23 protein-coding genes and 1 riboswitch are annotated in these 23,439 nt (G+C 72.1%); of the genes, 10 read left to right on the top strand and 13 right to left on the bottom strand.

Going from position 1 to position 23,439, the window contains the following annotated elements:
• The first annotated feature begins 20 nt into the window (after positions 1-20).
• Positions 21-557 carry a hypothetical protein gene (locus ACQP03_RS31750; protein ID WP_357128949.1) on the top strand — a complete coding sequence of 179 codons (537 nt, stop codon included), beginning with the start codon at positions 21-23 and terminating at the stop codon, positions 555-557.
• 10 nt (positions 558-567) lie between these two features.
• Here the strand turns inward: ACQP03_RS31750 and ACQP03_RS31745 are convergent, their stop codons facing one another.
• Positions 568-1,968, bottom strand: coding sequence for an FAD-binding oxidoreductase (locus ACQP03_RS31745; RefSeq protein WP_357172433.1), 1,401 nt, complete (start codon positions 1,966-1,968; stop codon positions 568-570).
• A 56-nt stretch (positions 1,969-2,024) separates the two neighbouring features.
• Here ACQP03_RS31745 and ACQP03_RS31740 point away from each other — a divergent pair, with 56 nt between their 5' ends.
• The gene (locus tag ACQP03_RS31740) at positions 2,025-2,300 is read left to right on the top strand and encodes a DUF4031 domain-containing protein (RefSeq protein ID WP_357128955.1); all 276 of its coding nucleotides are present in this window, start codon (positions 2,025-2,027) and stop codon (positions 2,298-2,300) included.
• Here ACQP03_RS31740 and ACQP03_RS31735 read toward each other — a convergent pair.
• Entirely contained in the window at positions 2,278-2,928 is a 651-nt protein-coding gene (locus ACQP03_RS31735) for an HD domain-containing protein (protein ID WP_363660094.1), read from the bottom strand. The genes ACQP03_RS31740 and ACQP03_RS31735 overlap by 23 nt on opposite strands.
• Before the next feature lie 140 nt (positions 2,929-3,068).
• Here ACQP03_RS31735 and ACQP03_RS31730 point away from each other — a divergent pair, with 140 nt between their 5' ends.
• Positions 3,069-4,271 carry an FUSC family protein gene (locus tag ACQP03_RS31730; RefSeq protein WP_357129244.1) on the top strand — a complete coding sequence of 401 codons (1,203 nt, stop codon included), beginning with the start codon at positions 3,069-3,071 and terminating at the stop codon, positions 4,269-4,271.
• Between the two features lie 9 nt (positions 4,272-4,280).
• Here the strand turns inward: ACQP03_RS31730 and ACQP03_RS31725 are convergent, their stop codons facing one another.
• Positions 4,281-5,516, bottom strand: coding sequence for an aminotransferase class V-fold PLP-dependent enzyme (locus ACQP03_RS31725; RefSeq protein WP_433461233.1), 1,236 nt, complete (start codon positions 5,514-5,516; stop codon positions 4,281-4,283).
• A 79-nt stretch (positions 5,517-5,595) separates the two neighbouring features.
• Positions 5,596-5,716: riboswitch (SAM riboswitch) on the bottom strand.
• Positions 5,717-5,739: 23 nt separating this feature from the next.
• On the opposite strand from ACQP03_RS31725, the gene ACQP03_RS31720 reads away from it, so the two are divergent.
• Positions 5,740-7,221: a PrsW family intramembrane metalloprotease gene (locus tag ACQP03_RS31720; protein WP_357128960.1), complete on the top strand. Its 1,482-nt coding sequence runs from the start codon at positions 5,740-5,742 to the stop codon at positions 7,219-7,221.
• Positions 7,222-7,257: 36 nt separating this feature from the next.
• Here the strand turns inward: ACQP03_RS31720 and ACQP03_RS31715 are convergent, their stop codons facing one another.
• On the bottom strand, positions 7,258-7,425 hold the full coding sequence (locus tag ACQP03_RS31715) for a hypothetical protein (protein WP_355050889.1): 168 nt from the start codon (positions 7,423-7,425) through the stop codon (positions 7,258-7,260).
• A gap of 84 nt (positions 7,426-7,509) precedes the next feature.
• Positions 7,510-7,848 carry a GroES family chaperonin gene (locus ACQP03_RS31710; RefSeq protein ID WP_357128963.1) on the bottom strand — a complete coding sequence of 113 codons (339 nt, stop codon included), beginning with the start codon at positions 7,846-7,848 and terminating at the stop codon, positions 7,510-7,512.
• A 158-nt stretch (positions 7,849-8,006) separates the two neighbouring features.
• Here ACQP03_RS31710 and ACQP03_RS31705 point away from each other — a divergent pair, with 158 nt between their 5' ends.
• On the top strand, positions 8,007-9,305 hold the full coding sequence (locus ACQP03_RS31705) for an AI-2E family transporter (protein WP_357128966.1): 1,299 nt from the start codon (positions 8,007-8,009) through the stop codon (positions 9,303-9,305).
• Between the two features lie 133 nt (positions 9,306-9,438).
• Here ACQP03_RS31705 and ACQP03_RS31700 read toward each other — a convergent pair whose 3' ends face one another.
• Entirely contained in the window at positions 9,439-11,628 is a 2,190-nt protein-coding gene (locus ACQP03_RS31700; RefSeq protein WP_433459451.1) for an ATP-dependent DNA helicase, read from the bottom strand.
• 100 nt (positions 11,629-11,728) lie between these two features.
• Between ACQP03_RS31700 and ACQP03_RS31695 the strand changes: the two genes are divergently transcribed.
• From ACQP03_RS31695 to ACQP03_RS31680, 4 genes are all read left to right on the top strand, one after another.
• On the top strand, positions 11,729-12,235 hold the full coding sequence (locus tag ACQP03_RS31695) for a DUF402 domain-containing protein (protein WP_357128972.1): 507 nt from the start codon (positions 11,729-11,731) through the stop codon (positions 12,233-12,235).
• Between the two features lie 55 nt (positions 12,236-12,290).
• Complete coding sequence (locus tag ACQP03_RS31690) at positions 12,291-13,241, top strand: PPK2 family polyphosphate kinase (protein WP_357128975.1); 951 nt, start codon at positions 12,291-12,293, stop codon at positions 13,239-13,241.
• 127 nt (positions 13,242-13,368) lie between these two features.
• A complete protein-coding gene (locus tag ACQP03_RS31685) occupies positions 13,369-13,995 on the top strand; it encodes a DUF47 domain-containing protein (protein ID WP_007465788.1) in 627 nt (208 codons plus the stop codon).
• A 4-nt stretch (positions 13,996-13,999) separates the two neighbouring features.
• The gene (locus ACQP03_RS31680; protein WP_357128979.1) at positions 14,000-15,007 is read left to right on the top strand and encodes an inorganic phosphate transporter; all 1,008 of its coding nucleotides are present in this window, start codon (positions 14,000-14,002) and stop codon (positions 15,005-15,007) included.
• Positions 15,008-15,058: 51 nt separating this feature from the next.
• Here the strand turns inward: ACQP03_RS31680 and ACQP03_RS31675 are convergent, their stop codons facing one another.
• A complete protein-coding gene (locus ACQP03_RS31675; protein WP_357128982.1) occupies positions 15,059-16,027 on the bottom strand; it encodes a Gfo/Idh/MocA family protein in 969 nt (322 codons plus the stop codon).
• 232 nt (positions 16,028-16,259) lie between these two features.
• On the opposite strand from ACQP03_RS31675, the gene ACQP03_RS31670 reads away from it, so the two are divergent.
• On the top strand, positions 16,260-17,093 hold the full coding sequence (locus ACQP03_RS31670) for an NUDIX hydrolase (protein ID WP_357128985.1): 834 nt from the start codon (positions 16,260-16,262) through the stop codon (positions 17,091-17,093).
• Positions 17,094-17,129: 36 nt separating this feature from the next.
• Here the strand turns inward: ACQP03_RS31670 and pstB are convergent, their stop codons facing one another.
• From pstB to ACQP03_RS31640, 6 genes are all read right to left on the bottom strand, one after another.
• The gene (gene pstB / locus ACQP03_RS31665) at positions 17,130-17,906 is read right to left on the bottom strand and encodes a phosphate ABC transporter ATP-binding protein PstB (RefSeq protein WP_099848932.1); all 777 of its coding nucleotides are present in this window, start codon (positions 17,904-17,906) and stop codon (positions 17,130-17,132) included.
• 17 nt (positions 17,907-17,923) lie between these two features.
• Positions 17,924-19,012 (bottom strand): phosphate ABC transporter permease PstA, encoded by a 1,089-nt coding sequence (pstA, locus tag ACQP03_RS31660; RefSeq protein ID WP_357128988.1) that lies wholly within the window; start codon positions 19,010-19,012, stop codon positions 17,924-17,926.
• On the bottom strand, positions 19,009-20,103 hold the full coding sequence (gene pstC, locus ACQP03_RS31655; RefSeq protein ID WP_357128991.1) for a phosphate ABC transporter permease subunit PstC: 1,095 nt from the start codon (positions 20,101-20,103) through the stop codon (positions 19,009-19,011). The genes pstA and pstC overlap by 4 nt, the downstream gene beginning before the upstream one ends.
• Positions 20,104-20,144: 41 nt before the next feature.
• Positions 20,145-21,254, bottom strand: coding sequence for a phosphate ABC transporter substrate-binding protein PstS (gene pstS, locus ACQP03_RS31650; RefSeq protein WP_433459444.1), 1,110 nt, complete (start codon positions 21,252-21,254; stop codon positions 20,145-20,147).
• Positions 21,255-21,467: 213 nt separating this feature from the next.
• On the bottom strand, positions 21,468-22,394 hold the full coding sequence (mshD, locus tag ACQP03_RS31645; RefSeq protein ID WP_357128997.1) for a mycothiol synthase: 927 nt from the start codon (positions 22,392-22,394) through the stop codon (positions 21,468-21,470).
• A gap of 87 nt (positions 22,395-22,481) precedes the next feature.
• Positions 22,482-23,363 carry a polysaccharide deacetylase family protein gene (locus tag ACQP03_RS31640; protein WP_396832440.1) on the bottom strand — a complete coding sequence of 294 codons (882 nt, stop codon included), beginning with the start codon at positions 23,361-23,363 and terminating at the stop codon, positions 22,482-22,484.
• Positions 23,364-23,439: the final 76 nt, after the last annotated feature.

Raw genomic sequence — 23,439 nt, 5'->3', positions numbered from 1 at the left:
GGTGGGGTAGGTTTCCGCGCGTGCTGTACCGCGCGCGCCCCCTTCTGCTCGCCCCCGTTCTCGCCGTGGTGCTCGTCGGTGCCCTGGCCGGGTGTTCGCTACTCGGTCGCGACGACGCCGAGACGCCGGCCGCCCCTCCGCCGGCCGGCTCGGCGGCCGGCCAATCGACCCCCGAGGTCCCCACGACGGTCGCCCAGGGGCAGGTCAGTCTGCTCCAACGCCTCGGAGCGGACGCTCCGCTGCGCACCCTGAGCGTCGAGCGGGACGGCTCGTGGCAGTGCCTCGACTGCGCCGGTGACGGGGTCACCTCCCGCGGCCGGCTGGCGCCGGAGCAGACCGAGCGGCTGCAGGTGCTGCTCGCCGACCCCCGGCTCGCCGAGGAGACCGACCAGGCCCGGCGGTACCGGACCACCTGCATCGACGCGCTCACGTCGAGCCTGCTCACCTCGTCCGGGCTGATCTCCTCGCAGGACTGCCCGGGTGAGGAGCGCCCGCCGGTGGCCGGCGAGATCCTGTTGCTGCTCACCCAGGCCACGCCCGCCGAGGTCAAGGGCTGAGCACAGCCCGTCAGAGCACCTTGCCGGGGTTGAGCAGACCGGCCGGGTCCAGCGCCGACTTGATCGCCTGGTGCACCCGGACGCCGACCGGGCCGATCTCCCGCGCCAACCACTCCCGCTTGAGCAGGCCCACGCCGTGCTCGCCGGTGCAGGTGCCGCCCAGGTCCAGACCGAGGCGCATGATCTCGTCGAACGCCCGCCGACCTCGCTGCACGCTCTCCGGGTCGGCCCGGTCGACGACGATGTTCGGATGCATGTTGCCGTCCCCGGCGTGCCCCACCACGCCGATCGGCACCTCGCACTCCGCCGCGATCCGGGCCACCCCGTCGAGCAGCGCGGCGAGCGCACCGCGCGGCACGGCCACGTCGTCGATCACCAGGCCGCCGCTGCCTCCGGGGTGGGTGTCGGCGGCGAACTTCTCCATCGCGGGATGGGCCAGTCGACGGGCCTGCAACAACGCCGCCGCCTCCAGCGCGTCGGTGGCCGCGTAGACCTCCTCGGCGCCGGCCGCCTCGCACACCTGCGCCACGGCGGCCAGGTCGTCGGCGGCCCGGTCACCGGTGTCGGCGGCGGCCAGCAGCAGGGCCTGCGCGTCGGTCCGCAGGCCCATCGGCCGGTACGCCTCGATCGCCCGCAGGTGGGTCTGGTCCAGCAACTCCAACAGGCTGGGGGTGAGGCCCCGCGCGGCGATCTGGGCCACCGCCGTGCCCGCCGCCGCGGTGGATCCGAAGACCGCCACCAGGGTCAACGAGTCGGCCGGGGCGGGCCGTAGCGCCACGGTCACCTCGGTGATCACGCCGAGGGTGCCCTCCGAGCCGACGAAGAGCCGCGTCAGGTCGTAGCCCGCCACCCCCTTGGCGGTACGCCGGCCGGTGCGCAGCACCTCCCCGGAGGCGAGCACCACCTCCAGGCCCAGCACGTACTCGGTGGTCACGCCGTACTTCACGCAGCACATGCCGCCCGCGTTGGTGGCCACGTTGCCGCCGATCGTGGACGACTCCCAGGAGCCGGGATCCGGCGGGTACCAGAGGCCCTGCTTCGCGACCGCCGCCGCGAGCGCGGCGTTGACGACGCCCGGCTGGACGACCGCGATGCGGCTCACCGGGTCGATCTCCCGGATCTCGTCCATCGCGACGGTGCTGAGCACCACCGAGCCGTCCACCGCGTTCGCCGCGCCGGCCAGCCCGGTTCGCGCGCCCTGCGGCACGACCGGTACGCCGTGGCGGGCCGCCGCGCGGACCACCGCGACCACCTGCTCGGTGGTCCGGGGACGGGTCACCACGAGGGGTACGCCGGCGGCGCAGAGGTCGGCCTCGTCGCGCTGGTGCCCGCGCAGCAGGTCCGGGTCGGTGAGCACGGCGTTCTCGCCCAGGGCGGCGCGCAGGTCGTCGAGGAGTCCGGTGGGGGCCATGCCGCCGAGGCTAAGCCGTGTGTCAGCGGTCATCAACGCGGGTTAGCTTTGGCGACATGCTCTACCTGGACCGGCCTGCCTGGCCGTGGCGCGGTCGGCTCTGGTCGCACCTGATCAGCGATGTCTCCTACGCCGAGTTGCACGCCTTCGCGGAGGCCTTGGGCGCACCCCGACGCGCTTTCGACCGGGACCACTACGACATTCCGGCCGATCGGTTCGCGGCGGCGGTGTGGCTCGGTGCCCGGGTGGTGCCGAGCCGGGAACTGGTCCGGCTGCTGCGCGACGCCGGGCTGCGCCGCCCGAAGCACCTCAGCGGTTCGCCGGCCCGGTGAGAGTTACCAGCTCACGACGAAGATTGTCGCGGGCCGAAGCCTCCCACCGTTGCGCCAGCGGCGGCAGCCGGAACAGCGCGGGCAGTTCCAGCAGCCCGGTGAGGACGCGGGCCCGACCGGTGCGGAAGGCCGGGTCGGGCACGTGCGCGTACTCCCGTCGGATGGCCGCCGCGTAGCGGTCGTAGGCGGCCGGCGGGCCGGCCAGCACGGCGAGGTCGGCGTCGCAGAGCAGCGCGCCGTCGTCGTCGTCCGCCGTCACCCGGTGCCCGGCGGTGAGCAGGACCAGCCGGCGGACCTCGGCCACCGCGGGTTCGGGCACCCCGAGCCCGGTGAGCAGGCTCCCGGCCAGTTCCGCGCTGTCCCGTTCGTTGGCGTCACCGGCGGCCCGGGGGTCGTAGACCGCGTCGTGGCACCAGGCTGCCAACCGGACCAGGTCCGGCCGTTCGGCCAGCCCGGCATGGCGGTCCACCACATCGAGTACGGCGGCCAGGTGCGTGACGGTGTGGTACTGCCGGTGCGGCTCCCGCCAGCGGGCGAGCAGCCGCTCACCGGCCAGAGTCGCGTGCTCGTCGGTTTCCGCGCCGGCGGCGCGGACCGCCGCCCGCCACCGTTCCAGCAGATCGGCCACCGTCCGAGTCTGCCGCATTCGTCCGCACCGCGCGCCGGCGGGAGGATTCAGCGGGTCTGCCACGGGTAGTCGCGCCCATGGCGGTGGCCCGGGACAAGAGACCTCCGACGGTGCGGCGTGTGCCGCTGCGCGACGGACTGGTGGACGTCGACGGAGCGCGTATCGCCGAGGCCACCGAGCAACTCAAGCACCGCAGCCGGGCCACCCTGCACGACCGGCTGCACCGGGTGCGGATGGCCGGTGGGCTCGCCGTCCAGGCCGGGTTGGCGGCCGGCCTGGCGTACCTCGTCTCGCACAAGGTGCTCGGCAACCCGCAGCCGGTCTTCGCGCCGATCTCCGCGGTCGGCACCCTGGCCGCGTCGGTGGGTCAGCGGTTCCGCCGGACCGTGGAGCTGATCGTCGGGGTGGGCGTCGGGGTGGCCGTCGGCGACCTGCTGATCTACTTCCTCGGCACCGGCGCGTGGCAGCTCGGTCTGGTGGTCACCGTGGCGATCCTGCTCACCATCTTCGCCGGGGCGAGCGTGGCCATCGTCATCCAGGCGGCGGCCACGGCGGTGCTGATCGTGACGCTGAGCCCGTCCACCCAGAATCTGGAGATCCCCCGCTTCGTCGACGCGTTCCTCGGCGGCGGCGTCGCGTTGCTGGTGACGGCGGTGCTGCTGCCGCTGAACCCGCTCCGGGTGATCAACCGGGCCGCCCGGCCGGCGCTGGACCTGCTCGCGGCGCAGCTCGACGCCACCGCCGACGGCCTGCGCTCCGGGGACCGCGCCACCATCCAGCGGGCGCTGGAACGGCTGCGCAACAACAAGGACGAGCTGGCCACCCTGAGCGAGGCGATCGAGGGCGCCAAGGAGACCGCCACCCTGTCGCCGGCCCGCTGGCACCGCCGGGACGAACTCGTCCACTACGCGGAGGCGGCCGACCCGATCGACCGGGCGATGCGCAACTCCGGCACCCTGATCCGCCGGTCCGTCACCCTGATCGAGGACGACGAGCCGGTGCCCGACCCCATGCCGGACGCGATCGGCCACCTCGCCGAGTCGGTCCGGCTGCTCAAACACGAGTTCGCGGCGGGGGAGGAGCCGCAGAAGGCGCGGGAGCGGTCGCTGCGGGCCGTCAGCGAGGCCGGCCGCGCGTACGGGGAGGGGGTGGGCTTCTCCGGCAGCGTCGTGATCGCCCAGATCCGCACCACGGCCAGTGACCTGCTGGTGGCCTCCGGCATCGAGCAGGAGGAGGCGAACCGCTGCATCCGCACCTCCTTCGGGGACCAGGAGCGGCCGGTGGGTGAGCCCGCCGAGCCGGGCGACGCGCCGAAGCCACCCACCGCCCCGCCAGTCGGCTGAGAACGCGCCTCAGGCCAGCTCGGCGAGCGCCGCGAGCAGCCGGTCCACCTGGGCGGCGGTGCTGCCCAGACCGATGCTGGCACGCAGCGCGGTCGGCGGCAGATCCCTCCGGCCGGTACGCGTGGCAGCCTCGTCGAGCAGCCGCCGGGCCAGCGGGTGGGCGCAGAACAACCCGTCCCGTACGCCGATGTGGTGCTCGGCGGCGAGCCGGGCGGCCACCGTGGCCGAGTCCTGGCCGGCGACCACGAACGACACGATGCCGACCCGGGGCGCGTCCGGGCCGAAGGTCCGCAACTCCACGACGTGCGGCAGGGCCGCGAGGCCGGCGCGGAGCCGGGCCAGCAACGCCTGCTCGCGGGCGGCGAGCGCGACCCGGTCGGCGTCGGTCAACGCCGCGCACACCGCCGCCAGCGCCACCGCGCCGAGCAGGTTGGGGGTGCCGCCCTCGTGCCGGGCCGGACCGGTCGCCCAGGTCACGTCGTGGGTGGCCGGCCCGACGTGGCTGGTGGCCCCTCCACCGGCGAGGTACGGCGGGGCCGCGTCCAGCCAGTCCGCCCGGCCGACGAGCACACCCGCGCCGAACGGGGCGTACAGCTTGTGGCCGGAGACGGCCAGGTAGTCCACGTCGAGCGTGCGCCTGTCGACCGGGACGTGCGGGGCGAGCTGCGCCGCGTCGAGGACGATCCGGGCGCCGTGCCGGTGGGCCACCCGGGCCAGTTCGGCGACCGGCCACAGCTCACCGGTCACGTTGCTCGCCCCGGTCACCGCGACCAGCACCGGCAGCGCGGGGTTGCTGTCGCGGCGCAGTTCGGTCAGCGCGGCGGCGAGATCGCGTACCGCCCCGGCCGGGTTGGCGGGTACCGGCAGGCGTACCGAGCCGCGCGGCCAGGGCAGCAGGTTCGCGTGGTGCTCACCGGCGAAGGTGACCACCGTCGTGCCGGCCGGCAACGACCGGGCCAGCAGGTTGAGCGCGTCCGTGGTGTTGCGGGTGAAGACCACGTGGTCATCGGCGCCCGCGCCGAGGAAGTCGCCGACGGTCTGCCGGGCCCGCTCGTAGGCCAGCGTGCAGCGCCGCGACAGCGCTCCCGCGCCCCGGTGCACGCTGGCGTACCAGGGCAGCAGTTCGGTGACCGCGTCGGCCGCGGCCCGCGCGCACGGCGCGGTGGCCGCGTAGTCGAGGTTGATCTCGCCGGGCACGCCCAGCACGTCGAGCGCCGCCGACGGCGGGGACGCGAGAGCGGGCAGGCTGGGCAGCGAGGGTACGAGGGTGACGGACACGCCGGAACCTCCGGGGTCAGGGACCCCGGGTATGGCATCGGGACGGGGTCCGCGCTTGCCCAGCACGCCGATCGGGCTGGGCCCGGTCATCACCCGGGGCACCCCACCGCGAACTCGACGAGGGTTGCCGGCCAGCAAGCCGGGGCTTGACGCTGGCGCTCGTGACCTGCCGGCAGCATAGCGGCTGTGGATGCGACCGGACCAGCCGGCGGGGGATGGCTACGCTGACCGCATGGCCGACACCCCGCCCGGTGCACCCCTGCCGTCGCCGCCGCACCCGCCCGCGGTTCCGCCCGCCGGCACGTCACCCGGGATGCCGCCGCGCCGCTTCGGCTGGCTGCGGTTCCTGGTGCTGGCCGGGGTGGTGCTGCTCATCGCCGCGTGCGCGGTCTTCATGGTCGTCCGCCTCGGTCAGTCGCTCGGCCTCGACGCGCTGCTCATCGGGGTGGGCGCCGCGATCCTGCCGGTGCCGGTGCTGGTCGCCTGCTTCCTCTGGCTCGACCGGTACGAACCGGAACCCCTGAAATACCTGGTCTTCTGCTTCGCCTGGGGGGCGTTCGTCTCCACCGCCGCCTCGCTGAACGTCAACGAGTTCGCCGCCGGACGATTCGCCGACTGGGGGCTGCCGGACGCGCTGACCGGCGTACTGGTGGCGCCGTTCATCGAGGAGTTGACCAAGGCGCTCGGCCCGATCCTGCTGCTGGTGTTCCGCCGCCGGGAGTGGTCCGGGATCACCGACGGCCTGGTCTACTGCGGGCTCTCCGCGGTCGGCTTCGCCATGGTGGAGAACATCCTCTACCTGGGCGGGTACGGCTACGCGGCCGGTGCCGACCGGTACGGCCCGGCGACCGGCACCCAACAGGTGATCGCCATCTTCATCGTGCGGATCCTCCTGTTCGGGTTCGCCCATCCCCTCTTCACCTCGATGACCGGCGTGGGGCTCGGCGTGGCCTCCCGGAGCGCCGACCGGCGGGTCCGGGTGCTGGCCCCGATCGCCGGCCTGCTGCTCGCGATGATGCTGCACGGCACGTGGAACCTGCTGCCGACGCTCACCCAGGCCACCGGCGAGGCCGTGATCATGCTGTACGGCTTCCTGGGCCTGATGGTGCCGGTGTTCTTCGGCGTGGTCGGGCTGGCCGTGTGGCTGCGCGCCTGGGAAGGGCGGCTCACCGAACGGACGCTGCCGGACTACGTACGCGCCGGCTGGTTGAGCCCACCGGAGGTGGCCGCCCTGAGCAGCCTGGGTCGTCGGCACGCCGCCCGGAGCTGGGCACGCCGCGTCGGCGGCGACGCCGGTGCGCGTGCCATGCGCGGGTACCAGCTCGCCGCGACCCGGCTGGCCCTGCTGCGGGACGGGACGCTGCGCGGTCTGGACCGTAAGCCGTCCGACCGGGAACGGACCGCCGTCGAGGAGCGGCAGCTCCTGGAGGCGATCACCGCGTACCGGTCGTACTTCGTGGGCCGCGACCCGCAGGCCCCGGTCGGTGTCTGGGACGGTAGCCAGTACCACCTGCGCTTTCCGGACGGCACGCAGCGATCGGTGTCCGCGCCCGACGAGCCGGTGGTGCCCATTCCGGTGGTGCTCGCCCCGCCGCCCCCGGTCGGCAACTATCCGCCGCCCGGTTGGCACGGCCTGCGCCCCGCCGCGCCGTGGCCGCCCGGTAACGCCTGAGCGCGGGCGGGCGGTCTCGCGGCGCGGCCGGCGGGGTCAGGTCATCAGGGTGGTGAGGAAGTCGCCGAGTCCCTGGGCCATGGCGATCAACGCCGCCCCGATCCCCTTGAACAACTGCGCCGCGCCGTCCGGCCGGAACGCCATGAAGTAGATCAGGAACGCGACGCTGCCCCAGGTCAGCAGTTTCTTCACGAATACCGGCATCGTCCCTCCCCAGGGCAACGGTCGCCGGCTGGCTTCCCGTCGTACGGTCCGACAAACGAAGCGGTCGGGCCCGGGGCGGGGCGGCTACAGGTAGAGGCCGGTGGGGTCGTTCTCGATCCGCTCGGCGGCCACGGCGTGCACGTCGCGCTCGCGCAGCAGCACGTACCCGCGGCCGTGCAGCTCGACCTCGGAGCGGTCGTCGGGGTCGAAGAGCACCCGGTCGCCGGAGACGATGGCGCGGACGTTCGGCCCCACACCCACGGCGGTGGCCCACGCGAGGCGCTTGCCGACCGCTGCGGTCGCCGGGATGACGATTCCTGCGGTGGAGCGACGCTCGCCCTCGCTGCCCTCCATCCGCACCAGCACGCGGTCGTGCAGCAGGCGGATCGGCAGGCCGGAGTCGAGATCCTGGTCGGCGGTCACGGGGCAGACGCTACCGTGTCGCAGCTGACCGGCCGCCGGTGGTTACGCCCATGGTCGTGCGGGCATTGTGTGGCGGAACTGCCCTACGGTGTCGGGAACGGACGTATGCTGTCCGACCTGTCGCCGTGGGCGGACGACTCTTCTGCCAGGAGGTGCGCTTGAGCCGCTTCGAGCGGGTACGCGGGCGGCTGCGCCGCGCCTACCAGTCAGAAAAGAAGTCGGTACGCGCCGCCCAGGAGACCCCGAGCGACGCGCCGGAGACGCCCGGCATCGCCTCGCCGGCCGTCCCCGGGCCGGCCGCCCCGGCGCAGGCCACGGTCGTCGGCGCGGAGCCCCCGGTGGACCTGCACAGCTCGACGTCCAGCCGGGACGACGCCGACGTGCCGCACGGCCTGCGGATCGCCGCCGCCTGGTGCTGGCGGCTGATCGTGATCGGTGTGGTGGCCTGGGCGCTGCTCCGGATCGTCGGCACGGTCCGGATCGTGATCATCCCGTTGGCCATCGCGTTGCTGCTCTCGGCGTTGCTCGCGCCGGCCGTGGGTTGGCTGCTGCGGGCCCGGCTGCCCCGTTCGCTGGCGACGGCCGTGGTGCTGGTCGGCGGTCTGGCGGCGGTCATCGGCACGCTCACCCTGGTGGTCAACGAGTTCATCCGGGGCGTTCCGGAGCTGAGCGAGAAGTCGTCGCAGGGCGTCCGGCAGATTCAGAACTGGCTCAAGACGGGCCCGTTGCACCTGTCCGACACCCAGCTCGACCGGTACATCGACGAGGCGCAGGGCTGGATCAACGACAACACCTCGAAGTTCACCAGCGGCGCGCTGAGCACCGCGGCGACGCTGGCGGAGGTGCTGACCGGCACGCTGTTGGTGCTGTTCGCGACGTTCTTCTTCCTGCGCGACGGCAACAAGATCTGGCGTTTCGTCGTCCGGCTGCTGCCGGTGGCCGCCCGCTGGAAGGTCGACGACGCCGGGCGGGCCGCCTGGCAGACCCTCGTCGCGTATGTCCGCGCGACCGTGCTGGTCGCCTTCATCGACGCCGTCGGCATCGGCATCTTCCTGGTCATCTTCGACGTGCCGTTCGCCTTCCCGCTGGCCGCCCTGGTGTTCCTCGGCGCGTTCATCCCGATCGTCGGTGCGGCGCTCTCCGGCGGTGTCGCCGTGCTGGTGGCGCTTGTCGACAGCGGCCCGGTCACCGCGCTGATCATCCTGGGCGCCGTGATCGGCGTGCAGCAGGTCGAGGGGCACGTGCTCCAGCCCATCATCATGGGCCGGGCGGTGGCCATCCACCCGCTCGCGGTGATCATCGGGATCGCGGCCGGCGTGGTGCTCGCGGGCATCACCGGCGCGCTGGTCTCCGTCCCGCTGATCGCGGTGCTGAACACCGCGGTACGCCGCCTCGTCGCCCGGACGGTCCCCGACACCCCGCCCGACGCCGTGGTCGTCGCCTCGCAGGCCCCCTGACCGTCCGCCCCCACCCCCGGACTCCGCGATCTTGCACTTTCGGTGGTGACAATAGGGCCCAAAAGCACCATATCGGCAACCGAAACTGCAAGATCGGCGCGGAGTTCGGGGCCCGAGTCCGGGGCGCGGGCTTTTACGTGGTGGCTAGGCGTTTCAGGGCGCCGCGGGCCACCTCGGGGCGGGTCGTGTACCAGAACGGGGGCAGGGAACGGCGCAGGAAGGGTCCGTAGCCTCGGGCGGTCTCCAGGCGTGAGTCGAGCACCGCGACGACCCCCTTGTCGCCGGTGGCTCGGATCAGCCGGCCCACGCCCTGCGCGAGGCGTACCGCGGCGATCGGCACGCTGACGGCGGCGAACCCGGAGCCGCCGCCCGCGTCCACGGCGGCGGCGCGGGCCGCCGCGAGCGGCTCGTCGGGCCGGGGGAAGGGCAGCCGGTCGATGACCACGAGCTGGCAGGCGTCGCCCGGCACGTCCACCCCCTGCCAGAGCGACATCACCCCGAACAGGCAGCTCGACCGCTCCTCGCGGAACCGGCGGACCAGCAGCGGCAGCGCCTCCTCGCCCTGCAACAACACCGGCAGGTCGGTCCGCGCGCGCAGCAGCTCCGCCGCCTGCGTCGCGGCCCGTCGGGAGGAGAAAAGCCCCAGAGTACGACCACCGAGCGCCTCGACGAGCCCGAGCAGCTCCTCACCGGCCGCGTCGGGCAGCCCGGAGACGCTGGGCCGGGGCAGGCGCGCGGCGACGTACAGGATGCCCTGCCGTGCGTAGTCGAACGGCGAGCCCACGTCCAGCGAGCGCCAGCCCGGTCCCTCGGTCGCCGGGATGGTGGTGGCGTCGGCCAGCCGGCGGCCCGGTGTCTCGGCGGCCGGGCGGCCCGCGCCGGTGCGGGCGGCCTGCGCGGCGGCGGCGGGCGACGCCGGAACCGGCGGCGCGTCCAGGCCGAGGGCGCGGGCCACCGTGTCGAACCGGCCGCCGAGCGCCAGGGTGGCCGAGGTGGCGACCACGGTGCGTTCGTCGTACAGGTGGGCGGCGAGGGTGCCGGCGACCGACAGCGGTGCGACCACCAGTGCCCGTCGGTTGCCGCTGTCGTTCTTCTCCACCCAGGCCACGTCGTGGTCGGCCTCTTCGAGGAGCCGTTGGGCGGTGGTGGACAGGTCGTCCATCGCGGCCTTGGCCTGCTGCTTGCGCACCGGATCCGGGTCGTCGGACTTGATGTCGCCGATGGCGTCCAGGGCGGCGCGGGTGGCCGAGTCGAGCAGGGTGCACGCCTCGCGCAACGGTGTCGGCAGACCGGCGGTGAGGCGACCGGCCGGCGCCTCGGCCAGCCCGACGGCGAGGGCGTCACCGGCGGCGACGAGCGCGTCGGCCGTCTCCGGGCGCAGCAGCGGGCGGGCCCGCCGGGTGGACCGGTCGATCATCTCCGGCACCAGTTCGGCCTGGGCGGCGGAGGAGACGCGGTCGGCCAGTTCGTGCGCCTCGTCGACGATCAGCAGCTTGTGCGGCGGGACGATGTGCCGCTCGGCCAGCATGTCCACCGCGAGGAGGCTGTGGTTGGTCACCACGATGTCGGCCTCGCGGGCGCGGGCCCGGGACGCCTCGGCGAAGCACTCCGCGCCGAACGGGCAGCGGGTCGCGCCGACGCACTCCCGCGACGGCATGGAGACCAGCCGCCACGCCTGGTCGTCGACGCCCGGGTCCAGCTCGTCGCGGTCGCCGGTGTCGGTCTTCTCGGCCCAGTCACGCAGGCGCTCGATCTGCTTGCCCAGCCGGCCGGCCTCGCCGAGCCACTTGGTGCCGCCACCGGGGCGGGTGGCCGGGGCGTCGAAGAGGGTGTCCTCCGGCTCGTCGGCGGTGGAGTTGTCCAGTCGGGCCAGGCAGAGATAGTGGTGGCGACCCTTGAGCACCGCGAACGTGGGCCGGCGGCCGAGCAGCGGCTCGACCGCGTCAGCCAGTCGGGGAAGGTCGTGGTCGACGAGTTGGGACTGCAACGCCAGCGTGGCCGTGGAGACCACCACCGGGCCGTCCACGGTGAGGGCCGGCGCAAGATAGGCCAGTGACTTGCCGGTGCCGGTGCCGGCCTGCACGAGCAGGTGCTCGCCGCTGGTCACGCAATCCTCGATGGCGGTGGTCATCTGCTGCTGGCCGGGCCGCGCGGTGCCGCCGGGGACCGCGCCGACCGCCGCCGCGAGCAGCTCCGTGCCGCTGGGCCGGGCGCCCCGCCGCCGGCCCGCGCCACGGGCCGAGGGGGTGGCGGAACCGGTGGCGGTGCGGGGCGGAGTCACCGTGCGACGGTACCCGTCGCCGCCGACACCGACCGCGCCCATCCGCCCGCGTGGCGCGTACCCGCCGTCGGCTCCGCCGGCCGGCGCCGTCCGGTTACGGCGGCACTACGACGTGTGGGCGCTATCGGTTAGGGTGCGAATCATGCCGAGCGACGTGGTCCGAGTGATCTACCGCAAGTACGACGGCAGCGCCCACCGCGACTACCCGGCCCGCCGCCTCGCCGAGGACGATCTCGGCGTCTGGCTCGGCGTCCCGTTCGGCACCGAGTCGGTCTACCACGGCCGGCCGTCGGTGGAGAAGATCCCCTTCGTCCTGCTGGTGCCGCACCACGCCTGGTGGACGTGCATGTTCAACCCCCCGCCGCGCACCAGCGAGGTCTACTGCGACATCGCCACTCCGGCCCGTTGGGAGTCCGACGACACGGTCCACCTGATCGATCTCGACCTGGACGTGGTCCGCCGGCGGGCCACCGGCGTGGTGGAGCTGCTGGACGAGGACGAGTTCGCCGAGCACCGGGCCCGCTTCGGCTACCCGGACGACGTGGTGGTCGAGGCCGAGGCGGCGGCCCGGTGGTTGTACGGCGCTCTCGGCGACGGCACCGAGCCGTTCGCCACCTCGTACCGCAAGTGGTTGGCCCTGGTGGTCTGAGCCGGCGCGTCGGGCTCGCCGGGCGGATGGCGCGCGGGTGGGCGATGATCCTCAGATGAGCGAATCCCGGCAGGAGCAGGGCGGTCGGATCGTGACGCCGCGCGGTGGGTCCGTGCGGGATCTGTTGCGGGTCACCGCTCCGGTGGATCTCGCCGCGATCGATCCCCGGTCCACGCCCGGTCTGCCGGCCGCCGAGGAGATGGGCGAACGCCGCAAGACCTGGGCCCGCGCGCAGGTGGAGCTGATCGGCGAGGAGTTGGGCCGCCAGCAGGAGATGCTGTTCGCGATGGCGAAGGCCGGGTCGACGCGCCCCGCGCACCGGGTGCTGCTGGTGCTCCAGGCGATGGACTGCGGTGGCAAGGACGGCACGATCAAGCGGGTGGCGGGCGCGATGAACCCGCTGGGCCTGCACATCCGCTCGTTCGGGCCGCCGACCGAGGAGGAGTTGCAACACGACTTCCTGTGGCGGATCCGCCGGGAGTTGCCGCCTGCGGGGTACGTGGGCATGTTCAACCGGTCGCACTACGAGGACGTGCTGATCGCCCGGGTCGGCGCGTTGGTGCCGGAGGCGATCTGGCGGGCCCGGTACGACGAGATCAACTCCTTCGAGCGGGAGTTGACCGAGGATGGCGTGACCGTGATCAAGGTGATGCTGCACATCTCGTACGCCGAGCAGGGCGAGCGGCTGCTGGAACGGCTCACGGACCCGCGTAAGCACTGGAAGTACAACCCGTCGGACGTCGACTCCCGGTCGCACTGGGACGACTACCAGGCCGCGTACGCCGAGGCCCTGAGCCGGTGTGGCACGGACGCCGCGCCGTGGTTCGTGGTGCCGGCGGACCGTAAGTGGTACCGGGACTGGGCGGTGGCCCATCTGCTGAAGGAGACGTTCGACACGCTCCGGCTGGGGTATCCGCCTGCCGATTTCGACGTGGCGCACGAGCGCGAGCGGTTGGCTGCTGGGGGAGCGGGGACGGCTGGGACGCCCGAGATGAACACTAGGTGAACGAGCGGTGAATGTGGTCCGACCAGGGGTGGGCCGGCGAATTTGCGGATCTGGCGTTTCCTAGCATTCACCGAGCGGACGCCCACGGACGCCGCCACCCTTCCACCGACGCGACGAGGTCTGTGCTGTGAAGTTTTCCTTCCGCCCCACCGAGGGCGCCTTCTACGAGCTCTTCACCAGGGCCGCGCAGAACCTGGTCCGGGGCACCGCGCTGCTGAACGAACTGGCCCTGCCCGGTGTCGACGTGCAGTCGGTCAGCGAGCGACTGACCGAGGTCGAGCACGACAGCGACCAGATCACGCATGATCTTTACAAGAAGATCAACTCGACCTTCATCACGCCCTTCGACCGGGAGGACATCTACCGGCTCGGCTCGCTGCTCGACGACGTGATGGACCACCTGGAGGCGGTCGGCGACCTGCTCTACCTGTACGGGCTCACCGAGCTGCCGGCGCTGCCCCGCGAACTGCACGAGATGGTCAACGTGCTCGACCAGCAGGCCAAGCTGACGGCCGAGGCGATGCCCCGGCTGCAGTCGATGAAGGATCTCGAGGACTACTGGATCGAGTGCAACCGGCTGGAGAACGAGGGCGACCGGATCAACCGGCAGCTCCTCGTCCGGCTCTTCTCCGGCGAGTACGACGCGTTGACGGTGCTGAAGATGAAGGAGGTCGCCGACGAGTTGGAAGCCGCCTGCGACGCCTTCGAGCACGTGGCCAACACGGTCGAGACCATCGCGGTCAAGGAGTCCTGAACCGGTGTCTACCGAACTCATCGCCGTCCTGGCGGTGATCGCGGTGGCCCTGGCGTTCGACTACACCAACGGCTTCCACGACGCCGCCAACGCGATCGCGACAAGCGTCTCCACCCGCGCGCTGACACCCCGGATCGCCCTCGGCCTCGCCGCGGTCGGCAACTTCATCGGCGCCCACTTCGGCGCCGGCGTCGCGAAGACCGTCGGCGACGGCCTGGTCACCCTCCCCACGGGGGTGAGCAGCCTCGGGGTGGTCTTCGCCGGGGTGCTGGGCGCCATCGCCTGGAACCTGATCACCTGGTACTTCGGCCTGCCGTCGTCGTCCTCGCACGCGCTCTTCGGCGGCCTGGTCGGCGCGACCCTGCTGTCCAGCGGCGGCATCGTGCAGTGGGGCAACATCGGCGAGAAGGTCATCCTGCCGATGGTGCTCTCGCCGATCGTCGGCCTCACCCTCGGTTACCTGCTGATGCTGGCGATCCTCTGGCTGTTCCGTAAGGGTCAGCCGGGCAAGCTCAACCGGGGTTTCCGCCACGCGCAGACCGTCTCCGCGGCCGCCATGTCGGTCGGCCACGGCATGCAGGACGCCGCCAAGACGATGGGCATCGTGGTGCTGGCGCTCTACACCGGCGGCTTCCAGGAGAGCAAGACCCACATCCCGGGCTGGGTCTTCTGGACCTCGGCCACCATGCTGGCCCTCGGCACGTACGCCGGTGGTTGGCGGATCATCCGCACCCTCGGTCGTAAGATCATCGACCTCGGGCCGCCGGAGGGCTTCGCCGCCGAGACGGTGGCCAGCGCGGTGCTCTACTTCAACGCCCTGGTGCTCAAGGCCCCGATCTCCACGACCCACACGATCACCTCGGCGATCATGGGCGTGGGCGCGACCAAGCGACTCTCCGCGGTCCGCTGGAACGTCGCCGGCAACATCGTGATCGCCTGGATCATCACGTTCCCGGCGGCCGCGCTGATCGCCTGCGTCACCTACCTGCTGGTCCGGCCGCTCTTCGGCTGACCGGTCCGCGTGCCCGAAATGGCCCCCGGCTGTCCGGGGGCCGTTTCGCGTTCACTCGTAACGCACGCCGATCTGCTCCCGGACCGTGTCCAGCAGGGTCATCACCTCGAGGGTCGTGGTGTGCGGCACCAGCGGGCTCTCGGTCAGCCCGGCGGCCAGGCAGCGCCCCACCTCGATCGCCTCGTACTGGTAGCCGTTGCCGGCCTCCTCGGCGGTGATCGTCTCGGGCTCGGCGCCGTCCCGGTACAGGGTCAGCGAGGCCGGCCGGAAGAACGGCTCCGGCAGGTCGATACGGCCGGCGCTGCCGGTGATCGAGGCGGCCAACGAACTCGCGCCGACCATGCCGCAGCTCAGCGTGGCCACTGCCCCGCTGTCGTACCCGAGGAGGATGCCGGTGTTCTCGTCGGTCCCCTCCGGGCCCAGGTGCGCCCAGGAGCGGATGTGCTGCGGCACGCCCAGCAGCAGGTGCGCCAGGCTGATCGGGTAGATCCCCAGGTCGAGCAGCGCGCCCCCACCCAGCGCCGGGTTGCGCATCCGGTGCTCCGGCGGGAACGGCCCGGCCACCCCGAAGTCGGCCCGCACGTTGCGCACCGTGCCGATGGCGCCCTCGGCGATCAGCTCGACCGCGCGGAGGATGAGCGGGTTAGTCCGCATCCACATGGCCTCCATGAGGAAGACCCCGGCGGCGCGGGCGGTGTCCACCAGCTCGGTGCTGGTGGCCAGGTCGAGGGTGAACGGCTTCTCCAGCAGCACCGCGCGGCCGGCGGTCAGGCAGGTCAGCGCCGCCTCGTGGTGCGCGGCGTGCGGAGTGGCCACGTAGATCACGTCGACCTCAGGGTCGGCGGCCAGCTCCACCCAGGAGCCGTACGCCCGCTGCGCGCCGTACGTGTCCGCGAACCGCCGCGCGCTGTCGGCGGAGCGGGAGCCGACCGCGACCAGTTCGGCGTCCGGCACCAGCCGGAGGTCTTCGGCGAAACGGCTGGCGATGTGGCCGGTGGCCAGGATGCCCCAACGAGTCATGCGTCGAACGCTAGCCGAGCCAGCTGAACGGCCCGCTGCTGCCCAGCCCGTCTCTGCCCGGCCAGCGGTGCGGTGGTCCCGGGCCTGACGCCGCGATGAGCGTGATGACTGTGCGGCATATTGATGCCACACAGTCATCACGCTCGCGGCGGCGACCGGTCGCACCGAGCCGGCTGCCTCGTCGCCTGACGCTCGCCCGGCGACAGCGGGGCCGGACACTAGGCTCGCGGGCATGACGATCGACAGCGACGGCTTCGCCGCGCCGGCCGCCCTGGTCGAGCACGCCCGCCGGTTCCAGGCCGAGGGCGGCAGCCCGGCGACGCCGCGGGTCGCGGCCACCGTGCTGCTGCTGCGTCCGACCGACACCGACTTCGAGGTGTACGTCATCCGCCGGGTCGCCGCCATGACCTTCGGCGGGATGTACGCCTTCCCCGGCGGCGGGGTGGACCGCTCCGACTCCGACGCGCACCTGGACTGGGCTGGGCCGACGCCGACCGACTGGGCGGGGCGGCTCGGAGTGGGCGCGGACGCCGCCCAGGCGGTGGTCTGCGCTGCCGCCCGGGAGGTCTTCGAGGAGGCGGGTGTGCTGCTCGCCGGGCCCGGCCCGGCGACGGTGGTGGGTGACGTCAGCGGAGACGACTGGGAGACGGCCCGGCAGGACCTGGAGGGGCGTCGGCTGGGCTTCGCCGCACTGCTCGCCGACCGCCGACTCACCCTGCGGTCTGATCTGCTGTTGCCCTGGAGCCGGTGGATCACTCCGGAGTTCGAGCCGCGCCGCTTCGACACGTACTTCTTCGTGGCCCTGCTGCCGGCCGGACAGCGGACCCGCGACGTCTCCGGCGAGGCCGACCACACGCTGTGGATCCGGCCGGCGGACGCGCTGGCCCGGGCCCAGGCCGGGGAGCTGACCATGCTGCCACCGACCCTGGTAACGCTGGCCCAGATTGCGGCGGCCGGCGACCTGGCGGGAGTGGCAAGCGCGGCGGCGGATCGCGACGCCGCCACCCCCGTCACCCCACGCCTGGACCTGCCGCCGAACGGCGAGCCCCGCTTCGTCCTGAGCTGAGCCCGCCGCCAGCGTCGTCGAGTGCAGTCCGGCGGCTCAGCCGAAGCGGCCGGTGATGTAGTCCTCGGTCTTCTTCACGCTCGGGTTGCTGAAGATCTTCTGGGTGTTGTCGTACTCGATCAGCCGGCCCGGGTCGCCGGTCTTCTCGATCGAGAAGAAGGCGGTGCGGTCCGACACCCGGGCGGCCTGCTGCATGTTGTGGGTCACGATGATGATCGTGAACTTGTCCTTGAGCTGGAACATCAGGTCCTCGATGGCCAGCGTGGAGATCGGGTCCAGGGCCGAGCAGGGCTCGTCCATCAGCACGACCTGCGGCTCGACCGCGATGGTCCGGGCGATGCAGAGCCGCTGCTGCTGACCGCCGGAGAGGCCCGCGCCCGGCTTGCCGAGGCGGTCCTTGACCTCGTCCCACAGGTTCGCCGAACGCAGGGCCTTCTCGGCCGCGTCCTCCAGGATCGACTTCTTGCGGACCCCGTTGAGCTTCAGCCCGGCCACCACGTTCTCGAAGATGCTCATGGTCGGGAACGGGTTCGGCCGCTGGAAGACCATGCCGATCGTGCGCCGGACCGCGGTGACGTCCACGTCCCGGTCGTAGATGTCCTGGTCGTCGATGGTCAGGCTGCCCTCGACGCGGGCCCCCGGCAGCACCTCGTGCATCCGGTTGATCGACCGCAGGAACGTCGACTTGCCGCAACCGGACGGCCCGATGAGAGCGGTGACGGTCTTCGGCTCGACGGTCAGGTTGATGTTCTCGATCGCCTTGAAGCCGCCGTAGTACGCGGTGACGTTCGAGGCGGAGACGCGCTTGGCCATGGTGGTACCTCCGGGGTTCATCGGCTGAGCCTGTTGCGACGGGCCAGCAGCTTCGCCGCGATCGTCAGGATGAGCACGAGGGCGACCAGGGTGAGTGCCGCGGTCCACGCCCGTGCCGGCGAATACTTCGACGCCTCGCCGGCCTGCTGGTAGACGAAGAGGGCCAGCGACGACTGGTTGTTCTCGAAGGGGTTGAAGTTGATCGCGGCGCCGCCGCCGGCGACCAGGAGCACCGGCGCGGTCTCGCCGGCCGCGCGGGCGATGGCGAGCATGACGCCCGTGACGATGCCGGGCAGCGCCGTCGGCAGGACCACCCGCAGGATCGTCTTCCATTTGGGTACGCCGAGCGCGTATGCGCCCTCGCGCAGTGGGGCCGGCACGAGGCGGAGCATCTCCTCGGTGGACCGGACGATCGTGGGCAGCATCAGTACGGCAAGGGCCAGCGCGGCGGCGAAGCCGGAGAAGCTCGGCCGGCCGTCGTTGAACCAGGGCGACACGATCAGCACCCAGAACGCCAGCACGAAGAGGCCGGTGACGATCGACGGGATGCCCGTCATGACGTCCACGAAGAACCGGATCGCGAAGGCGAACCGACCCCGCCCGTACTCGACGATGTAGATGGCGCAGAGGATGCCGAGCGGGACGGTGATCAGGGTGGCGATGCCGACCTGCTCCAGCGTGCCGATGATCGCGTGGTACGCGCCGCCGTTGGCGTCCCGGGCCCCGATGTTGTTCATCGAGGTCTGGAAGAAGTTGCCGTCCAGCCGCTCGGTGCCCTTGCTGACCAGCGTCCAGACGACCGAGATGAGCGGCAGCACCGCCAGCACGAACGCGGAGTGGATCAGCGCGCTCCAGGTACGGTTGCGGGCCGATCGACGCCCCTCGACCACGTTGGCCGCAGCGAAGAGCCCGGCCAGGTAGAGGATCGCGCCGAGGACGACGACGAGGACCGGGCCGCCGATGTCTCCGCCGTAAACGATCACGGCGGAGAGTGCGAGGGCCGCCACGGCGATGACCGGTGCGGCGTACCAGGGCAGCCGCCGGGCCCGCAGTGAAGCCGGCTGGGCCGGCGGCCGGGTGCGGTGGGAGGTGACGGTTGTGGTCATGCGGCGGACTCCGTGAACTCCCGGCGGCGGTAGATGATCGCCCGCGCGATGATGTTGACGATCAAGGTGATCGCGAACAACACGAGGCCGGAGGCGATCAGGGCGCCCCGACCGGTCTCGTTCGCCTCGGCGAATCGGTTGGCGATGTTGGCCGCGATGGTGTTACCACCGGACTCGAGCAGGTTGAACGAGATGGCGTAGGTGGAGCCGAGGGTCAACGCCAGCGCGATGGTCTCGCCCAGCGCTCGGCCCAGGCCGAGCATGACCGCGGCGATGATGCCGGGACGGCCGTACGGCAGCACCGCAGTGCGGAGCATCTCCCAACGGGTGGCGCCCAGGGCGATGGCGGCTTCCTCGTTGGCCTTCGGCGTCTGGAGGAACACCTCGCGGGTGAGCGAGGTGACGATCGGCAGGATCATGATGGCCAGTACCAGAGAACCGAGCAGGATCGAGTTGCCGTAGGGGCCGTCGCCGCCGAAGATCGGGATCCAGCTGAAGTACTTGTTGAGCCAGACAGAGAGGTCCGACACCGGGCCGATGAGGTAGTCGCGACCCCAGAGGCCGAACACCACGCTGGGTACGGCAGCCAGCAGGTCGATCAGGAAGCCGAGGCTGTTGCCAAGCCTGCGCGGAGCGTAGTGGGAGAGGTAGAGCGCGATGCCCATTGCCACAGGTACGGCCATGAGCAGCGCCAGGGTGGCGGTGAGCACGGTGCCGAAGGCGAGAGCGCCGATGCCGAACGTGGGCGGGTTGTCGTTCGGAAACCAGCCTTCGAAGGTCCAGAAGTTCGCGGAGTTGGCGCGTAGGGCCGGGATCGCCTTCGCGATCAGGAAGACCGCGATGGCCACGATGATGACCAACACTGTCGTTCCGGCAGCCAGGGTGAGGCCACGGAAGGCCCGCTCGGCCCCGAACTTCCGGTTTCGGGGCAGCGTGTCGCCGCCGCCGCCCAGCCCGGTGCCGCCCGGGAAACGGGTGCTGACTGGTGCCTCGGCCACACGCGCCGAGGCACCGGCGGGCCACTCGTGACTCTGGGTCACGCGCGTCCCACCGGTGCCGGCGTCGGCCGAGCGGTGAGGGGTTTCACCCATCTGCTCGCTCGATTCGGTTGCGGAGGTGTGGTGGTCTCGGATCAGGAGAGGTTCTTGACCGCGGTCTCGACCTTGGTGCGGACCGTCTCGGGCAGCGGGGCGTAGCCGAGGTCGGTCAGGGAGTTCTGGCCCTCAGCGCTGGCGGCGTGGCTCAGCAGACCCTTGACCAGCTTCAGCTTGTCGGCCGCGAGGCCCTTGCTGCAGACGACCTCGTACGTCGCCAGGACGATCGGGTAGGCCCCGGCCTCCTTGGTGTTGTAGTCGATCGACAGCTTGAGGTCGTCGCCCTGGCCCTCGATCTTCGCCCCGGCGATGGTCTTGCCGGCCGACTCAGCGGTCAGCGGGGCCCACTCGCCGGCACCGTTCTGCACCTTGGCCATGTTCAGGCTGGAGTTCTCGGCGTACGACCACTCGACGTAGCTGATCGTGCCGACCGTGCTCTTGACCTTGCTGGCCACACCGTCGGACTTGGCGGCACCAATACCACCCGGGGCCTTCCACGCCTTGGCGTTGCTGAAGGTCCAGTCCGACTCGGCGGTCTTCGACAGGTACTTGGTGAAGTTGTCGGTGGTGCCCGACTCGTCCGAGCGGTGGACCGTCTGGATGGCGGCGGACGGAAGCTTTGCGTCCGGGTTGTCCGCCTTGATGGCCGGGTCGTCCCACTTGGTGACCTTGCCGGCGAAGATCTTCGCCAGGGTGGCCGGCTTGAACTGCAGGTTGTCCACGCCGCTGCCGGCGTTGTAAACGACCGCGACCGGGCCGATCACCATGGGCAGGTTGAGAGCCTTGCCGCCGGCGCACTTGGCGTCGGCCTGCGGCTGCTCCTCCGGCTTGAGCGCGGAGTCGGAGCCGGCGAAGTCGGCGGTCCCGGCGATGAACGCCTGGATGCCGGCGCCCGAACCGGAAGCCTCGTAGTTGATGGTGGTGCCGGCGCACTTCTGCTGGTACGCCTTGATCCACTCGGCCATGGCGTTCTTCTGGGCCGACGAGCCCTGTGCGTTCACCGTGCCGGTACCGCAGTCGACCGCGGCGGCGGAGCCCGAGGCGCTGGCGCCGGAAGTGGGCTCGTTGTTGTCCGAGCCGCATGCACTGAGGCCGAGCGTCGCGGCAAGAGCGAGGCAGGCAATAGTGCCGTACCGCTGGAGCTTCACCTGAGGGGTTTCCCTTCGCGTCTGACTTGGCGCCCCGATCCCGGGGCCCGAGGACCGGCACTGACCGGCTGACACGAAAGTTAGAAGTGCCAGGTAGCCGGTTCGCCGGTCGCAAGTGAACGCAGGGTGAACAGGTCCGGCCCCCGAGGTGACCGCTCGCTGAGGGTGAGTTGTCCGTTAAGTGAACCGGGGCACTTCAGTGCCCGTTGCCGCTCAGCCGAGGTGGTAGTTGATGTGCGCGGACCACCGGGCGAAGCCCAGCCGCTCGTACAGCGCGACCGCCCCGGTGTTCGAGTCGTCGACGTAGAGCATCACCCGGTCCAGGCCCCGCCTGTCCCGCAGGTACGCGAGCCCCGCCGTGGTCAGCGCCCGACCCAGGCCGCCGCCGTGCGCGGTCGGCTCCACCCCGAGCACGTACACCTCGCCGATCCGGGCCGACCCGGGCCGTTCGTGCACCTTCGTCCAGTGAAAGCCGAGCAGTCGACCGGTCGAGGTCTCCTCGGCGAGCAGGAAGCCGGCCGGGTCGAACCACGGCTCGGCGAGCCGGAGCCGCAGGTCGTCCGGGGTCCACCGGCCCTGCTCGGGGTGCTCGGCGAAGGCCCGCGCGTTCAGGGCCAGCCACGCCGTGTCGTCCGCCCCCGGCCGGAACGCGCGCAGCGCCACCCCGTCAGGCAGGCGCGGCTCGCCCAGTGGAGCCGCCAACGGTCGGCGGAGCTGCCAGAGCACCCGCGCACGGGCGAACCCCAGGTCCACGGCGAGCGCCGCCGCCGACGGGTGGTCGCCGTGCGCCCACGCCCGCAGCGGTCCGGTCGCCGACGCGAGCACACCCCGGGCCAGCGCGCGGCCGGTGCCGCGCCGCCGGTACGCCGGGTGCACCACCAACTCGACACCGATCCCGTCCACCGGGTCGGTGGTGTCCAGGTGCGCGTACCCGGTCAGCGTGCCGTCGTCGGCGCGGGCGAGCAGGTGTACGGCCGGAGCGTCCGCGTCACGCAGGCGGAGCAGGACGTGCTCGTCCAGCGGGTCCGCGCCGTCGGTGTCGCCCGCCGTTCGGGCCAGGGCCAGTACGCCGGCGATCTCCGCGGGGGACAGTCGGTCGGTCCGGGTGACCTGGTCGCTGGTCGGTTCCGCGCTGCTCATCCCGTCACCGTAGCCGTTGCGTCAGGCGCGTCCCGGACTGTCGCCCGAGTAGCGTCCCGGACCCGTCGCCCGAGGAAGGTGGCCGCCTCACGTGGGGTCGGTGGGCAGCGCCTCCAGCTCGTACCGTGCGGTGAGTTCGGGCAGGATCCGGCGCAGCGCGTCGACCGTGCCCTGCCGGTCGCCGCCCGCGTCGTGCATGAGGACGACCGCCCCGGGTTGCGCCTGCGTGAGCACCGTGGTGGCGATCTTGTTGGCTCCGGGCGCCTGCCAGTCTGACGGGTCCACCGACCAGTGCAGCGGGGTCATGCCGAGTTGCCGGGACACCGACACCACCGGGTAGGTCCAGGCGCCGCCGGGTTGGCGGTACCAGACGACCGGGACGTCCGGCACGGCTGCCCGGATGGCCTCGTTGGTGCGGATCAGGTCGGTGCGGATCTGGTCGGCGGACCGGTTGCCCAGCGAGACGTCGTGGTGCCAGGAGTGGTTGCAGAGCGTGTGGCCGTCCGCCACGATCGCCTGGATCAGGTCGGGGTGGTCCTGGGCGTTCTCGCCCACCACGCAGAACGTGGCCTTGACGTCGTACTCGCGCAGCAGCGCGAGGACCTGGGGGGTGTAGCGCGGGTCCGGCCCGTCGTCGAAGGTCAGCGCGAGGCGGGCGGTGCCGGTGTCCGTGTGGGCGCCGAACAGCTTGTCGCCCCCGGCGTCCCGGCCCGTGCCGTCCTGGCTGGCCTCGGCGGGACCGGCGGCGCTCTGGCTGGTGCTCGGGTGTTCGGTCGACGGCTGCTCGGGAGGCTGGTCGGCGTAGTGGGGCCCGGTGGCGTCGGTGGTGACGCCCGTGGCGTGCTGCCGGGTCTGGTCCGGGACGAGGCTACGGCCCAGCACGTACGCGGAGCCGAGCAGCGCCGCCACCACCACTGTCACGATCCCTGCCACGCGCGCGGTCGAGCTGACCCGCGTCACGGCTTCCACCCGGTCGGCCGGAGCCCCCGGCCCGTCGCCCCCGTGTTACCTGCGCGCACCCTTGCCCCCTTTTGCGACAAACCCG

The sequence above is a fragment of the Micromonospora sp. CA-248212 genome, assembly GCF_050948405.1.
In the GTDB taxonomy this organism is placed as follows: Bacteria; Actinomycetota; Actinomycetes; order Mycobacteriales; family Micromonosporaceae; genus Micromonospora.
The sequence above is the reverse complement of the archived record's forward strand: the minus strand, read 5'-3'. Positions and strand labels throughout refer to the sequence as shown.